General features: G+C 43.1%; 11 protein-coding genes. 7 read left to right on the top strand and 4 right to left on the bottom strand.

Going from position 1 to position 15845, the window contains the following annotated elements:
* Positions 1 to 287 precede the first annotated feature (287 nt).
* Positions 288 to 1553, top strand: coding sequence for a tyrosine--tRNA ligase (tyrS, locus tag ACFPTP_RS14550; RefSeq protein WP_381446241.1), 1266 nt, complete (start codon positions 288 to 290; stop codon positions 1551 to 1553).
* A gap of 317 nt (positions 1554 to 1870) precedes the next feature.
* Here tyrS and ku read toward each other — a convergent pair whose 3' ends face one another.
* Entirely contained in the window at positions 1871 to 2698 is an 828-nt protein-coding gene (gene ku / locus ACFPTP_RS14545; protein ID WP_381446239.1) for a non-homologous end joining protein Ku, read from the bottom strand.
* Between the two features lie 119 nt (positions 2699 to 2817).
* On the opposite strand from ku, the gene ACFPTP_RS14540 reads away from it, so the two are divergent.
* Together ACFPTP_RS14540 and ACFPTP_RS14535 are read left to right on the top strand one after the other, a co-directional pair.
* Positions 2818 to 4659, top strand: coding sequence for a DNA ligase D (locus ACFPTP_RS14540; protein ID WP_381446237.1), 1842 nt, complete (start codon positions 2818 to 2820; stop codon positions 4657 to 4659).
* A gap of 120 nt (positions 4660 to 4779) precedes the next feature.
* Positions 4780 to 6372 carry a long-chain-fatty-acid--CoA ligase gene (locus tag ACFPTP_RS14535; RefSeq protein WP_381446235.1) on the top strand — a complete coding sequence of 531 codons (1593 nt, stop codon included), beginning with the start codon at positions 4780 to 4782 and terminating at the stop codon, positions 6370 to 6372.
* 72 nt (positions 6373 to 6444) lie between these two features.
* Here the strand turns inward: ACFPTP_RS14535 and ACFPTP_RS14530 are convergent, their stop codons facing one another.
* Together ACFPTP_RS14530 and rpsD are read right to left on the bottom strand one after the other, a co-directional pair.
* Positions 6445 to 7110, bottom strand: coding sequence for a Type 1 glutamine amidotransferase-like domain-containing protein (locus ACFPTP_RS14530; RefSeq protein ID WP_381446802.1), 666 nt, complete (start codon positions 7108 to 7110; stop codon positions 6445 to 6447).
* Between the two features lie 229 nt (positions 7111 to 7339).
* The gene (gene rpsD, locus ACFPTP_RS14525) at positions 7340 to 7942 is read right to left on the bottom strand and encodes a 30S ribosomal protein S4 (protein WP_381446233.1); all 603 of its coding nucleotides are present in this window, start codon (positions 7940 to 7942) and stop codon (positions 7340 to 7342) included.
* Positions 7943 to 8287: 345 nt separating this feature from the next.
* On the opposite strand from rpsD, the gene ACFPTP_RS14520 reads away from it, so the two are divergent.
* From ACFPTP_RS14520 to ACFPTP_RS14510, 3 genes are all read left to right on the top strand, one after another.
* Positions 8288 to 10156: a sensor domain-containing diguanylate cyclase gene (locus tag ACFPTP_RS14520; RefSeq protein WP_381446231.1), complete on the top strand. Its 1869-nt coding sequence runs from the start codon at positions 8288 to 8290 to the stop codon at positions 10154 to 10156.
* Between the two features lie 84 nt (positions 10157 to 10240).
* A complete protein-coding gene (gene megL, locus ACFPTP_RS14515) occupies positions 10241 to 11452 on the top strand; it encodes a methionine gamma-lyase (protein ID WP_381446229.1) in 1212 nt (403 codons plus the stop codon).
* A gap of 250 nt (positions 11453 to 11702) precedes the next feature.
* Entirely contained in the window at positions 11703 to 12587 is an 885-nt protein-coding gene (locus ACFPTP_RS14510) for a hypothetical protein (RefSeq protein ID WP_381446227.1), read from the top strand.
* Positions 12588 to 13382: 795 nt separating this feature from the next.
* On the opposite strand, the gene ACFPTP_RS14505 is transcribed toward ACFPTP_RS14510, so the two are convergent.
* Positions 13383 to 13865, bottom strand: coding sequence for a GAF domain-containing protein (locus tag ACFPTP_RS14505; protein WP_381446224.1), 483 nt, complete (start codon positions 13863 to 13865; stop codon positions 13383 to 13385).
* A gap of 211 nt (positions 13866 to 14076) precedes the next feature.
* Between ACFPTP_RS14505 and ezrA the strand changes: the two genes are divergently transcribed.
* Complete coding sequence (ezrA, locus tag ACFPTP_RS14500; protein ID WP_381446222.1) at positions 14077 to 15771, top strand: septation ring formation regulator EzrA; 1695 nt, start codon at positions 14077 to 14079, stop codon at positions 15769 to 15771.
* The last annotated feature ends 74 nt before the right edge of the window (positions 15772 to 15845 follow it).

Here is a 15845-nt window from a genome sequence, read left to right as displayed (position 1 = left end):
AGTTTAGACTACAATAAGGGATATATCATTTTTCACATGTTGAGAAAGCCGGAGTAGGAACGCTCGATCCGTCTAGAGAGGCAGCGGTTGGTGGAAGCTGTCCGGTAGAACGTTTGCGAATTACAGCTTTGGAGTGTGACGCGTACGCGGCGATAATGCGTCTTCAAGCGGAGAATGTATATATTCTCAAGCCGGGTGGTACCGCGTTAGTTGACTTTGTATCTAACGTCCCTGCATGATTCAGTTGAATCGTGTAGGGTCTTTTTTATTTTATTGGAGGGATTATGATGAAGAATGAACTGCTCGAGGACTTGAAATGGAGAGGCCTCCTGTATCAGCTGACGGATGAGGAAGGCCTTGAGAAGGTATTGAATGAAGAAAAAATCTCGTTGTATTGTGGAACAGACCCGACGGCGGACAGCTTGCATATCGGTCATATTGTACCTTTTCTCACGCTTCGCCGTTTTCAGCAACACGGTCATCGCCCCATCGTTCTAGTGGGCGGTGCAACAGGCATGATCGGGGATCCATCCTTCAAGGCGGAAGAGCGACAGCTTCTGTCCGATGAACAAATCGCGAAAAACGTGGCGGGCATTCGCCGACAATTGGAGCATATCTTTGACTTCGACAGTGAAAACGGAGCTATCTTAGTTGATAATAAAGACTGGTTTGGGGAAATGTCTGCCATCAGCTTCCTTCGTGACTACGGAAAACTGTTAAGCATCAACTATATGCTCGCGAAAGAAAATGTTGCTTCCCGTCTGGAAACGGGCATCTCCTTCACGGAATTTTCATATATGCTGATCCAAGGCGCCGACTTTAGCCATTTGTACGACAAGTACAATTGCCGTTTACAAATCGGTGGTTCCGATCAATGGGGCAATATTACAACAGGACTTGAAATTATCAGGAAAACACATAACGAAGAAGCAAAAGCATTCGGAATCACGATGCCGCTCATAACGAAAGCGGACGGCACGAAATTCGGAAAAACTGCTGGCGGTTCTGTCTGGCTTGATGCAGCAAAGACGTCGCCTTATGAGTTCTATCAGTTCTGGATCAACACGGCAGATGCGGAAGTTATCAACTACTTGAAAATCTTTACATTCATGAGCCGGGAAGAGATCGAGGCGCTTGAGGCATCCGTTCAGGATGAACCGCACCTTCGAAAAGCCCAGCAAACGCTGGCGGAAGAAATGACGCGTCTCATCCATGGCCAGGAAGCGCTCGACCAAGCGATCCGCATTTCGAAAGCGTTATTCAGCGGAGACTTGAAGGCGTTGACGGTTGCTGAAATGAAAGATGCATTCAAAGACGTGCCGACAGCGGAACTTACGAAGGCGGATAAAAACATCGTCGACTTCATCGTCGAAGCAGGTGTTTCTTCTTCTAAGCGTCAAGCACGCGAAGACGTGACAAACGGTGCTATTTCATTGAACGGCGAAAAAGTGACGGATCTCGCATATGAGGTCACTGCGGCAGACCGTTTGGACGACGCGTTTACAATTGTACGCAGAGGGAAGAAAAATTATAAAATGGTCAAATTCATCTAATACAAAAAATGCCATCCTTTGTTGGGATGGCATTTTTGTATGCGAAAAAGGTGGATTCGGTGGTAATTTGCCGAGAATCGGTGGTAAACATCTGAAAGTCGGTGGTAATTTGCCGAGAATCGGTGGTAAACATCTGAAAGTCGGTGGTAATTTGCCGAGAATCGGTGGTAAACATCTGAAAGTCGGTGGTAATAGGCCGAGAGTCGGTGGTAAACCCTCGAGAGTCGGTGGTAAATGTGCCGAGTCGGTGATAAAGTGTCCCAAGTCGGTGATAAACTCCCCCAAGTCGGTGATAACGCTTGTCACGCACGGATTTTCTAAGCTTTCATCTTCGCTGGTGCCTTTTTTCGTGGTGCCGGCTTCTTCTTCTTTGTCTTATCGAGCGATGCCTGCAGCGCGGCCATCAAATCGGTTGTATTTGAAGGCGAAATTGCCTTTTTCTCCGTTTTGGCAACAGCTGTATTGCCCGCTTTTTTCTCTTCGATCAATTCCATAAGCGCCGTCCTGTATTCATCCGTATATTTATCGGGATCGAATGCAGTCGTCAATTGATCGACTAACAGAAGCGCAGTGTCGAGTTCTTTTTTCACGACCGTATCCTCAGCGGGAATATTCGGCACATCCCCTACATTGCGCACTTCATCCGGGAAGTGGATTGTTTCCATCAACAATGCGTCTTTATATACCCGGACGACTGCCAACTGCTCCTTCGAGCGGATGATGATTTTCGCGACACCGATTTTTCCGGATTCCTTCAACGCCTTTCGCAATAGTGCATACGCTTTGCCGCCGTTCGCATCAGGAGCCATGAAGTAGCTGCGTTCAAAATAAATCGGATCGATTTCCTCCAACTGGACAAAATCAATGATCTCAACAGCTTTGTCTTCATTTTCCTTCTTCAGCTTTTCAAGGTCGTCATCATCGAGTACAACGAACTTGTTTTTCGTATACTCATACGCCTTCACGATCTCTTCGCTTTTCACTTCTTTATCACAAATCGGGCATACTTTCTGATAGCTGATCGGGGAATGACACTCCTTGTGAAGCTGGCGCAATTTAATGTCGTTGTTCTCTGTAGCCGCATGAAGCTTGATCGGAATATTGACCAGACCGAAACTGATGCTTCCTTTCCATATTGTATGCAATGAAATCACCCGCTTTTATTCTTAGTATGGAAAGCTGACTCATTCCTATGTATACGAAAAATAATCCGTCAAACACTATAAATAAAAGCGAAATCTATACATAAGAACGGAGCGATCAGATGAAACCGATGCTAATGATGGATGTAGATGAAGTGCCAGTAGGGAAAGACTGGATATACGAAACAAAATACGACGGATTCAGGGCGATTCTTCAATGGACCAAAGAAGGAGTTCAGCTATTCAGCAGAAATGAAAAAAACCTCAATGATCTTTTCCCCGAGATTATCGAGGGTTGCTGTCGGATAGAAGATTTGATGGAGCCTTTCCTGCCCATTACATTTGACGGCGAATTGGTATGCCTTCAGAACGATTTCAAGAGTGAATTTTCCATTGTTCAGACGAGGGGACGGATGCGTAAGAAGGAGGTCATTGCCCAACATTCGGAAGCCTTCCCTTGCCAATATATTGTCTTCGATCTTATCTCTCTGAAGGGTAAAGATCTATCTGGCATCGCACTAGAAAAGAGAAAGTCGAAACTGGAGAAATACTTTGACAAGATTGGAATCCCGACTGCCGTTAAATATCGTCATCAAAGTTCAATCCGATTGATCAAAACATATACGGACGAAAAAGAATTGTGGAACCAAGTCAGGCTGAACAATGGGGAAGGGGTCATCGCCAAGCACAAGAAAAGTGTCTGGAGCAATGAAAAACGGACGAATCAATGGCTAAAAGTGAAAAACTGGAGACAGGTCACGGTTATCATTACGAAATACGAACAGATCAATGGATTTTTCACTGGTGCCATATATAAAAAGGGCCAGCTCGTTGAGGTCGTTACATTCAAGCACGGTATGTCGGATGAGGAAATGAAGACGCTTAGTGAATTGTTTCTAGCGAACGGGCAAATCATCGGGAATTCCATTTATGAAATCGCGCCATCCATCTGTGCGGACATCAATTGCATTAGCTTCGACGGGAAGCATCTACGCGAGCCGCGGTTCCATTCTTTTCAATTTGATATGGATCCCGAGGAGTGCCAGTGGCGGCATATGCTGCGACAATTGAACCCGATTCCCGGGCAAGTCCAAGTTACGCATCCTGACAAGCCGGTTTGGCCAAAAGAAGGCTTGGAGAAGGACGACTACTTGCTTTATTTGCAAATGGCGTCACCATTCATGCTTCCGTTCCTTGAAGAGCGACATCTCACATTAATTCGTTTTCCGCATGGGGTCCCTGGCGAGAAGTTCTATCAAAAAAGCGTTCCCGACTACGCACCCAACTTCGTGAAGACGTCTAAAGATGATGATATTGAATACATCGTTTGCAACGATATCACGACATTGCTATGGCTTGGAAATCAACTTGCCCTCGAATACCATATTCCATTTCAAACAATCGATACCAAAATGCCGACAGAAATCGTCTTCGATTTGGATCCTCCATCAGTAAAGGAATTTTCACTCTCTGTAGAAGCTGCGGTGCGGATGAAAGCGATATTTGACCAGTTCCAACTCACTTCATTCGTCAAAACATCCGGAGGCAAAGGCCTGCAATTATATATCCCGCTTCCGTATAATACATTCACTTACGACGACACCCGTATCTTCACGAAATTCATTGCCGATTTCCTATGCGATCAAGAGCCGCAATGGTTCACAACTGAACGACTGAAGAAGAACAGGGGAAACAGATTATACTTGGACTATGTACAGCATCACGAAGGAAAAACAATCGTCGCTCCCTATTCACCAAGAGGAAACGAGATTGCAACAGTTGCAACTCCGTTGAATTGGGATGAGGTTGGAGCCGCGTTAAGACCTGAACAATTTACAATCAACAGTGTAATGGAACGGATGAAAAATATCGGCGATCCGTTTCGTGAATTTTGGAAAGTGGGGGATACTCAGCCATTTGCTGTTGTACTTGAACAATTGAGAGGGTTATTGGATGAAAAATAACCCTTATCACCTTTAATTATTTACAAAAAGCTGAATTTTATGATAAGGTGTATCCTATATATATTTTGAAGTGATAGTTTGGCAGATAAACAGATTTAGTAAAAGGGGAGGAATACTACCGTGGAAGTGCCATTGATTCTAACACAATTTTTAGATCATGCAGTTAAGCTCTATGGGGATAAAAAAGCAATTATTGGTGATGAACGAGTATTTACGTATCGGGAAATGAATGAACGTGTCAACCAGTTGTCAGATGGTCTTCGGAAGTTAGGCGTGAAAAAAGGCGACCGGGTAGCGTTCTTGGCACCAAACACGTTAGAAATGCTGGAAGGCTTTTATGGTGTTTTCCAGTTAGGGGCTGTCATGGTGCCATTGAATATTCGTTTAAAACCTGAGGATTATCTATATATATTAAATCATAGTGGATCAAAGGTTTTGTTTGTAGATCAGGACTTATACAATTTAATTTTGACTATTAAAGAAAAGCTGGAAACCGTTGAGGAGATTATTGTTCATTATTATGACGGCTCATGTGATGAAGTGAATTATGATGAATTTCTAGAAGCGCATTCAAAAGAAACATTCCATCGGGAGGCTTTGGAAGAGACGGATGTCTGCAGCTTGCTATACACGAGCGGAACAACCGGTAATCCTAAAGGTGTGATGTTGACACATCGTAACAACTATCTTCATGCGTTAACATGTATGCATCATTTACGGGTGACGGATGATGATGTTCTTGCACATGTGTTGCCGATGTTTCATGTTAACGGCTGGGGCTCCCCGTTCTATTACACAGCAAACGGGGCAACTCAAGTCTGTTTAAGAAAAGCAACTCCAAAAAGTATTTTTGATGCAGTTGAGAAACATGGGGTTACCGTTATGCATATGGCTCCGACGGTGTTGAATTCATTGTTGCAGCATTACGATGAGCATCCGCAAGAAATGAAGCAAAATACTCGTGTATTTATTGCAGGATCGGCACCACCGACAGCGTTCGTCAATAGAGTGGAGGATGAGCTGGGCTGGGAGTTTATTCAAGTATACGGTATGACGGAATCCAGTCCGCTAAGCACCATCTCTAGAATCCGCACTCACTTCAAGGATTTTTCAAGAGAAGAACAGTCTCGTTTAAAAGCTAAAGCCGGATACCAAATGATTGGTACAGATGTAAAAGTCGTAAATGACTTTGGAGAAGAAGTAGCCTGGAACGGAAAAGAAATTGGCGAACTCATTGTCCGTGGAAATGGTGTCATGAAAGGTTATTGGAAAAATGAAGAAGCAACGATGGAAGCGATCCGTGATGGCTGGCTTTATACAGGGGACATGGCCGTGGTGGATGAGTATGGAACCGTAGGAATCGTCGATCGGAAAAAAGATGTCATTATATCAGGGGGAGAAAATATTTCCTCCATTGAAGTAGAAGGTGTTTTATATGACCACCCTGCAATTCTGGAAGCAGCGGTAATTGCTGTTCCCCACGAAAAATGGGGGGAAACGCCACACGCCTACGTGGTTTTACGTTCAGGGCAAAACGCTGCGGAAGAAGAACTGATTCAATTCACAAGAGATAAGCTTGCCCATTTTAAAGCGATTACCGGAGTCACCTTTGTAGACGAGCTGCCGAAAAATGCTTCTGGTAAGATCTTAAAAGTTCAGTTGCGTAATGAATACTGGGAGTCGGTCGGAAAAGCGGAGAGATTTGTTAACTAATAATAAGTAATTAGAACAAACCCTTGAAACGTTGATTAGCAACATTTCAAGGGTTTTATTGTGCATTTAAGATTAGGGGGTAAACAATTTCCAATCCCCTTCGGATACAACTTCGATCGCTCCATCGATCACTTTGATGGCGGTTTGATCATCAATTGCATACGCCGGCCCCTGTATCCCAGCGGCCCATTTCTCCGCATTAGCCATTGTGTTATACGGCAGCATCTCGTGATCCAGATGTGGGAAAATGGCAAAATCGACTAGACCCAGCGTTTCATCGCTGCCGTTGGGTGGGGTCCAGCCAACGAAGAATTCCCCGATGTTAGGTGCCATTACCATACTCCCTGCACTCATTCCCACATAAACTGCTTGCAGCGACGGCAAGAGGTCCGCCAGCCCGGATTGCCTCATCCAGTGGTTCAGGTAGAGGGCGTCACCACCAGAAACCAGCAGGACGTCCGTCTCTCGGATCAGTGGCACCCAGCGATCTTCGTCGATGCTTGGAAGTGCTGTAAGCTCCAGCACGCCGATGGACTTCCAGCCCAGTCCAACCATGGAATCGGATTTCCCGCTGATGAACTCCCAGGCTTTGACGCCGGGACCGACCCAAGGGTGGCCGTACATCGCAGTGGGGATGCAAAGTGCGCTAGACTCGGCGATCGGCTTGCCCAACATATCAACCAATGCGTCATGGATACTTTTGTTGTTGATACCTGCAGATGTCAGCAGAAATTTCATAAACTCAACTCCTCTTCTTTGTGTGGGTCTACTATTTATTGGACTTTTCAAATGCTTGGTATGCAGTTGCATGTTGTATCTTAATGTAAGCACCAGTTTGTAGCGAGAGTCAAGAGTAAAAATCAAATAGATATTATCTTGCGAAAAATCAAAAACGAAAAAAACCTTGAAACGTTGGTCAAACAACATTTCAAGGGTTTTATTTGCATTAAAATTCTTAATGCTCCTATTAACGAGAGTAGAACTCAACGATAAGAGCTTCGTTGATTTCAGCAGCAAGTTCGCTACGCTCTGGAAGACGTACGAAAGTACCGACTTTAGTGTCAGCGTTGAATGAAACGTACTCAGGAACATAGTTGTTCACTTCAAGAGCTTCGTTAACAACATCCAAGTTTTGAGATTTTTCACGAAGAGAGATCTCTTGACCAGGTTTCACGCTGTAAGATGGGATGTCAACGCGTTTTCCATCAACCAAGATATGGCCGTGGTTAACAAGTTGGCGAGCTGCACGACGAGTACGTGCAAGACCCATGCGGTATACTAGGTTGTCAAGGCGAGTTTCAAGAAGGATCATGAAGTTCTCACCGTGTTTACCTGGCATTTTACCAGCTTTGTTGAAAACAGTTTTAAATTGACGTTCGTTCACACCGAACATGAAACGAAGTTTTTGTTTTTCTTGTAATTGCAATCCGTATTCGGAAAGTTTTTTACGTTGTGTAGGACCGTGTTGTCCCGGTGCGTAAGGGCGTTTTTCGATTTCTTTTCCAGTTCCGCTTAGCGAAATGCCAAGACGACGGGAAAGTTTCCAAGATGGACCTGTATAACGAGCCATGAAAGACTCCTCCTCTGTATTGGTTTTATTTTGTTGTAAAATAAGAACCAGATGTATTCAATCCGTGTGCCATTCTATAATCTTGCATCCTCGCCTCAGCAGCCTCAAGGTTACACGATGCACCTTACTGAAAGGAATAGACTGGACAGCATGAATCATACAACTGCTGCAACTATTTTACACAAGGAACATCATAACAATTATTCGAATGTGAGTCAAGCTCTTTTCATTAGCCAACCAAAAACAGGAGAAGAACCGATGTAAAAACTATTAATAATAGGTTTTATGTATTAGAATGATAGTATAGGTACAAATTACGAGGGACATGAATGAGGGTGATGGCAAATGAACGATCATGAAATGACATTATATGAAGTGAAATGCGCCGTTTTTGATTTGTTGTCAAATCTGAATGATGAATATCCTTTGGAAGCCATGCTTGTGGAATTCAAGAAATTATTCATGGATCATTTCGATATTAGCGATGCAGACATACTTCTATACGATAATAATCGTTTTGCGCCACTTTCCAAAAAGGTGACATCTCGGAGCGATTGCGGACAAGTTGCGGAAGCGATTACAAAAAATCATCCAATTTTCAATGTGTCATTCATCTCGCATGCTTCCGATAGGGAATATGATTTTGCGGACGACTCGCTCATTTTAAGGGATGTCCATCTTGCTCCCCTTGCTGCTCTGCTATTTCAAGCGAGTGAAAAATGGCATGCATTTGCCCTGACACCTCATTTGAAAACACTGAAAAAAGTATTCGGCACGTTCATTGGCCAAGTCATTCAAATGCATCAAATCTCTGAAAAGGAAAAGACGTATAGACATCTATTCGAAGTGGCCGAACTTTTCAACTCAACGATGGAAAGCGATGTCATCCTTGAAGGGCTTATGGAGGCAGTAGCAGGGTCATTTCCAGCCTACGACGTCAACCTCCTCCTTTCAAATGAACAGATAGGAAAAACGAACGAGTACCGTTTGTTTGACTATGCGAATGAAAGGGCATCTGCTATTGATGCATTCCTATCTGGTGATTTGACAATCGAGAATGCCGTAGATATTGCAAGCAGCCTGATGAATGCGCCCATCCGCGGTAGACAGGGAATTTACGGCGTGTTGCAGATTACTGCGCCTAAAGGCACTGAATTCACGCTTGCGCAAAAGGGCTTTATTCGATCGATGGCGAATGGCGCTGGCAGTGCGCTTGAAAACGCCAGTCTTTACGAGCAATCCCATCGTTTGGTAGACGACTTGCGTTTAGTGAATGAAGCCTCAAGGGAATTGAACAGCAATTTGGATCTTGATGAAATGATCGCCTTTCTGAAAGATCAGTTCATGAATGCTTTCCGTCCGCATGAGATGGCATTTGTCTTTTATGAAGAAAAAGGCCAATTCTCCGTTTCGCCTTCGAGTACAACACTATTCAAAGAACATGCAGGAATGAAATATATAGAATCAGTTTCAGCCCGTTTTCGAAAAGGGGAAGAAACAGTATTCGACGTAAATGCAAGAAAACATGCAAACGATGACAAGGAATTTAAATCACTTGTCGCCCTTCCAATCAACAATGGCGGCGAAATGATCGGATTCGTGATCCTCATGCACCGGGAAGAATACTTTTTCTCATTTGACAGTTTTAAATTGATGCGCTCCCTTATCGGCCATTCTTCGCTGGCGATTTCGAATATTATGCTTCGCGATCAATTGCAGGAGCTTGTTAATAAAGACCATCTTACGAAATTATTCACCCGTTCCTATTTGGATGAAGTTGTTACATCAACGCTAGAAAACGAAGAGTTCGGCGTATTTCTCTTGATGGATGTAGATGATTTCAAATTTGTGAATGACACTTACGGACATGCGATAGGAGACTTAGTATTGCAACAAATCGCTGCCTATATCCTATCCATCGTTAAGGATTGGGGAATCGCTAGCCGGTGGGGAGGGGAGGAGATTGCAATCTTCATCCCATCCGCGACTATCGAGGATGGGATAGATTTGGCCCGAAAGCTTGTAGAAGGAATACCTGAAGCGACCGATCCGGGTGTAACCGTTTCAATCGGATTAAGCGGCTGGTCTTCTACTGATAGGAAATCGTATAAGGAGCTTTTCCAATCGACGGACCGGGCTTTATATCATGCGAAAAATTACGGAAAGAACAGATTCATCCTTCATGGAGCAGCTTCGGCGATAAAGTGTCGCTGAAGTTGCCCTTTTTCTTTTTCGGGAAAGAGGGTAAAATGAAATTAGGAAATGTAAGTGCTTACAATACCGAAGGGCGGAATGGAAATGAAAAAATCGACACTCCATAAAGACACGCTTGTCATCCATGAAGGCTATGATGATACAAAACATCATGGCAGCTTGGCGGTACCACTTTATCAAACTTCGACATATTCCTTTGAAACTGCGGTGCAAGGGGAAAAACGTTTTTCCGGTGAGGAGGCAGGCAATATTTACTCCAGGCTCGGCAATCCGACAGTCCGTATCCTTGAGGAAAGAATGGCAGCCCTTGAAAACGGGGCGGGCGCCCTTGCTTTCGGCTCTGGAATGGCGGCGGTCAGCTCCATACTTGTCCATTTGACGAAGGCCGGCGACCATATTATCTGCTCCAGAGGAATCTATGGCTGTACATTCGGTTTACTCGGAATCATGCAAGAGAAATATAATATTACCCATAGCCTGATCAGCATGAAGACTGAAGAAGAAGTCGAAAAGGCGATCACGCCGGAAACGGTATGCATTTATGTCGAAACACCTATCAACCCGACAATGGAATTAGTAGACTTGGAAATGGTCTGCAAAGTGGCTAGGAAGCATGGATTGGCTGTCGTTGTCGATAATACGTTCACATCCCCTTACTTACAAAACCCGATCGATTACGGCGCTGATTTTGTCTTGCATAGCGCAACGAAATATATCAACGGTCATGGCGATGTGATTGCTGGATTGCTCATAGGAAAAGATGCTGATGAAATGCAAAAGCTGAAGATGACCGTTCAGAAGGACTATGGCGCAATCATGTCCCCATTCGACGCATGGCTGCTCATCCGCGGATTGAAGACGCTGCCTGTCCGAATGGAAAGGCATACGGCGAATGCCGAAAAAATTCTAGATTATTTGAAAGGGCAGCAACTTGTCGAAGACATCTATTATCCTTTCGACCAAGGCAACCCGCAGTTTGAAATTGCGAAAAGCCAAATGAAAGCTGGTGGCGGCCTTATTTCATTTACAGTGAAAGGCGGCAAGGAAAGCGCCCAAGCATTCATCGACAGTCTTTCCTTGATCAAGATTGCAGTCAGTCTAGGAGATGCCGAGACGCTCATCCAACACCCGGCGACCATGACGCATTCAGGTGTGCCTGAAGCGGATCGCTTGCAGATGGGCATTACAGACTCTCTGCTCCGTCTCTCTGTCGGACTCGAACACGCAGACGACCTCATCGACGACTTGGATTCAGCCTTCATCGCACTGGCACAAAAACATTCGACTCATGCATGAAAAAATGAGGCTATCTAGAAAGTAAGTGAAAACTGTCTTTCAATGATAGCCCTTTTTCACTTGAAATAAATAAGCAGCATACTTTCGGATTCAGAGACACGGTTTCCGAGGGGGCGCATTGTCTATTTTGAAGAAGTAGCATAAAATCTAAGTGTAATTCGACTATATAACTGAACAATATCACGTTTTAAAGACGAAATCGAAACAGCTAAAAGGTTCTAGATAAATTAACAATTTGAACGGAGACATCATGGACAATAGACTATCAAAAATTTTGCAAGAACATATGAGGGATATGGCGAAAATAGGAACAATGGCAACAGAATATACCTCTGCTCTAGCAAGGATCGGTAACGCAGCAGCCGAACGCTATGCCAAATTGAATAAAGCTTTTCAACCATATTTGGACTTAACTCAATTTACCCAAAGTTTTGCCAATATACAGAGCGGAATTCTTAAGACAGAAGAGGATATCAAAGTCTTTAAAGTAGCGATTGTTGAATTGGGCTATCCACCCCATGATGGAATGGCTATAGGTAATATGAGAGCAATAGCAGAGCTATATTTAGATGATAAAAAAGAGTTAGAAGATAATATTGATGAGATCATGACACACCTATACAATGCCTCTGAATTGAAGGAGATACTGCTTTTTTGGGAAGAAACTAAGTTGGTAAAGAAACGCCTTCCTTTGTTGAGGAATGCAATTATGGCACACAATTTAGGCATGTATGACTTAGTTGTTCCTTCTATAATATCTCAAATGGAAGGATTATTAGTTGATACATTTCATGTTAAAGGTAGAGTGGATGGTACTATCCAAAAAGTCATGTTAAAAAACCTATTACTAAAAGATGAGTCCATAAGTTCATTTAGCTTTGATGAAACGATCCATGAATATTTCTCAGATAATGTATTAGCTAGTTTCGAACATGGTAAACAATTAGGAACCGATTTAAGCCGACATGCAATTTTACACGGTTCTGATACAGGGTTTGGGAAAAGGACGGTTTCATTAAAGGCGATTTTATTATTCGACTACTTAGTATCTGCTTCTATTAAGGTGAAGGACGATGTGATACAAGAGTGTAAAAGAGAGATAGCGGGAATTAGACGAAGGAAGCGGAAATACTGAGAGTAGACGGCACATGACAAGTAAAATTAAATATCATAATTAATAGCAAATATACCTTATTGGTGTTGTTGTTTTATTTTGTTCGTTAATGAGTGAACAATGTAATCAATAAATGAACTTCTATAAAACAAAGTAGTTGAAGATTAAAAGGGAGAAATACTTAGATGTAATAGTTATGAATTTAGAGAATGTAAACACTATGATAGAGTAACAAAAGCTAACACAGTGCATCACGCCAATCCACTGGAGACATATCTCTATTATTCTGATAGGCTTTGTCTAAATTCGAAAAGTATCGAAAGCATTACAAAGGAAAATAAGCATGAGTCAGTATTATCATAGGTGTTGAGTAAACTTAACAACTGATTATAAATACTTTGTTGAGGTAATGGAGTATGCAAATAGCATCTTAGAAATACGTCCCTCCAAGTAATAGTAAAGCCCTATGAGTGATCATTACTCCTGGTAAATAATAATATAAAGCCGTTTGATACAAAGAGACTACTCAGATAAGGGGCGTTCCCTTTTTTCAGTGCAGTCCACATTATTTGTTGATTATATTTCGAAATTGTTACTATAATTATTAAGTGAAATATTGGAATTTCGGATGAGTTATTTCCATTTTTAGGGTCCTGTGAGGGTGGAACACTAAGAAAATCGCCAGAAAAGGCGACACTCCTGCGGGAACAGCGTTGACCGAAGACCCCGCAGGAGCGCAGCGACGAGGAGGCTGAGGCGACGCCCGCGGAAAGGGAGCCGTTCTGGCGGTTTTCGTATTATCTGGTTAGTCTCTTTTTAAATATGCTTAACTAGCACTTCCACAAATTGCTCAAGTCCCTCTTGATCATCTTCAGTAAAACGATCATACTCCGGACTGTCGATGTCAAGAACTCCGATCATTTCACCATCTTTAATCAATGGAACGACAATCTCGGAACGAGATGCTGCATCACATGCGATATGCCCCGGGAACTGATTGACGTCCGGAACTAAAATGGTCTCTCTATTTTTTGCTGAAGTCCCGCAAACACCTTTCCCAAGCGGAATTCGTATGCATGCAGGCAATCCCTGGAATGGGCCGAGTACAAGTTCATCCTCGCCATCCATTAAATAGAAGCCGACCCAGTTGATTCGATCAAAAAATTGATTCAACAAAGCCGAGGCATTGCTCAAATTCGCATAGCGGTTGCTCTCTCCGGAAAGCAACGCATCAAGCTGTTTTGACAATTGTCCGTATTTCTCTTTTGGAATATCCGAGTAATCAGTTGCAGTAAACAAGAAAAGCACCCCCTGAATAGATTCCTCTTCAGTATACGTTCCTTCCTGATTTTCTACAAATTTCGAGGATTTCAGCGCGAAAAGCACCTTTTTCCCTATAATTCGTCCAAATTCATACGAAAATGCTTTAAACATGTTACTATATAAGATAATATTATTTTAACTAGTGGTTAAAAGTTCATATCAGTGACTTCGGAATAGGGGGATCACAATGGTGAAATATTTCATCATTCCAATTATTGTTCTACTTGTGCTTATCACGATCGCCTTTTTGTTCAGGCGTAAACATATTAGCGAAATCAATAAACTGGAACATGAAAAGATGCAAATTCAAAACAAGCCGATTTTTGAAGAGATGATGAAAGTCAAACAACTAAATATGACAGGCGAAACAGAAGAGAAATTCGAACGGTGGCGCAATGAGTGGACGGAAGTCGTCGACGTACATATGCCAAAAATCGATTCATTGCTCTTTGATGCGGAAGATCTGATCGATCGTTTCCGCTTCAAAAAAGCGACAGCGAAGGAAAAAGAAATCCAGGAAAAAATCCGCCAATGTGATAAAAGGAAAAACGATATATTGGCAGAGCTGAATGAATTGATCGGCAGCGAGGAAAAGAACAGAATCGAAATGGAAAACCTCCGCGAGCAATACCGATTGGCAAGGAAAACAATTTTGGCCCATCAGCATTCTTACGGAATGACAGTCGTTCCATTGGAGAAAGAACTTGAATCCTTCACTCCTAAATTTGAGGAGTATGATGAATTGACGGCAAATGGGAATTATTTGCTCGCACGTGAAATCGTCATCACTCTATCTGCAAAAGGGGAGAGGCTGTCGACGCTTATCCATGAAATTCCTTCATTGCTGACTGAGCTCCAACATAAGTTGCCGGCTTCCATCCGGGAATTGCGGAATGGTATCAAGGAAATGGAAGACCAGTCTTATAACTTGGCGCATCTTGATTTGACAAAGCAATTGGATGAAATTGAAGAAGGAATCGGAGTGCAATTGACGAATTTGGAAGAACTGGAAATTGATACAGTGCGACAAAACGTCATGGATATGAACGACCGCATCGATGCTTTCTATGATTCATTGGAAAATGAAGTGAATGCAAGGCATTATGTTGATTTTCATTTTGAGGACATCGAAGATACACTTAATGCCATTATAAAATTGACGAGGGAAACATCAGATGAAGCCGTCTATGTTCAGCAGAGCTATCGTCTCGATGAAAAAGAAGCTAAAGTGCCGCAAGCGAGCTTGAAAAAGCTGGAAGTGATTCAGAATCGCCATAATGCTTTAAAAATCATGATGGAGGAAGAAGAATCAGCCTATTCCTACTTACAAGCAGAGCTTAAAGGGATTTCCGATGAGCTCGAGGAAATTGCGGAGGAACAGGAAAGCCTTGCCAATCGGATGAAAAATCTACGCATAGATGAAAACAATGTCAGAAATAGACTTGCCGATCTCGCACGTGATCTGCAAAATGCGGATCGGAAGCTTCACAGGGGCAACATCCCCGGCATTCCAGACGAAATGGATGCACGTCTTGAGGAAGCAGAGGAACAGTTATTCCTCGTAAGCCAAAGTTTACAGGAAGTCCCATTGAATATGTCGGTTGCAGAAAGTTATTTGGCAAATGCGCAAACCGTTGTTAAAGAAGTGAATGAAAGAGTTGATGAGCTTCTTGAAAACGTCATGCTTGTCGAACGGATCATTCAATATGGAAATCGCTACCGCGTCTCCAATCCGGAAATGCATGAAAGACTGCTCGATGCAGAAGAATCATTCAGGCAATTCCGCTATGCAAAGGCGCTTGAAGAAGCGGCAACAGCTGTGGAAGCGGTCGAACCGGGCGCGATGAAGCGAATTGAAGAAATGTTGAAGGAACAAGTTTAAACTAATTAAGCGATTGATAGTGGGTTGACATGAACGAGCCACCGGCATACTAAGTGCATGCAGGTGGCTTTGTT

The sequence above is a fragment of the Sporosarcina koreensis genome, from assembly GCF_042655825.1.
Lineage (GTDB): Bacteria > Bacillota > Bacilli > Bacillales_A > Planococcaceae > Sporosarcina > Sporosarcina koreensis.
The sequence above is the reverse complement of the archived record's forward strand: the minus strand, read 5'-3'. Positions and strand labels throughout refer to the sequence as shown.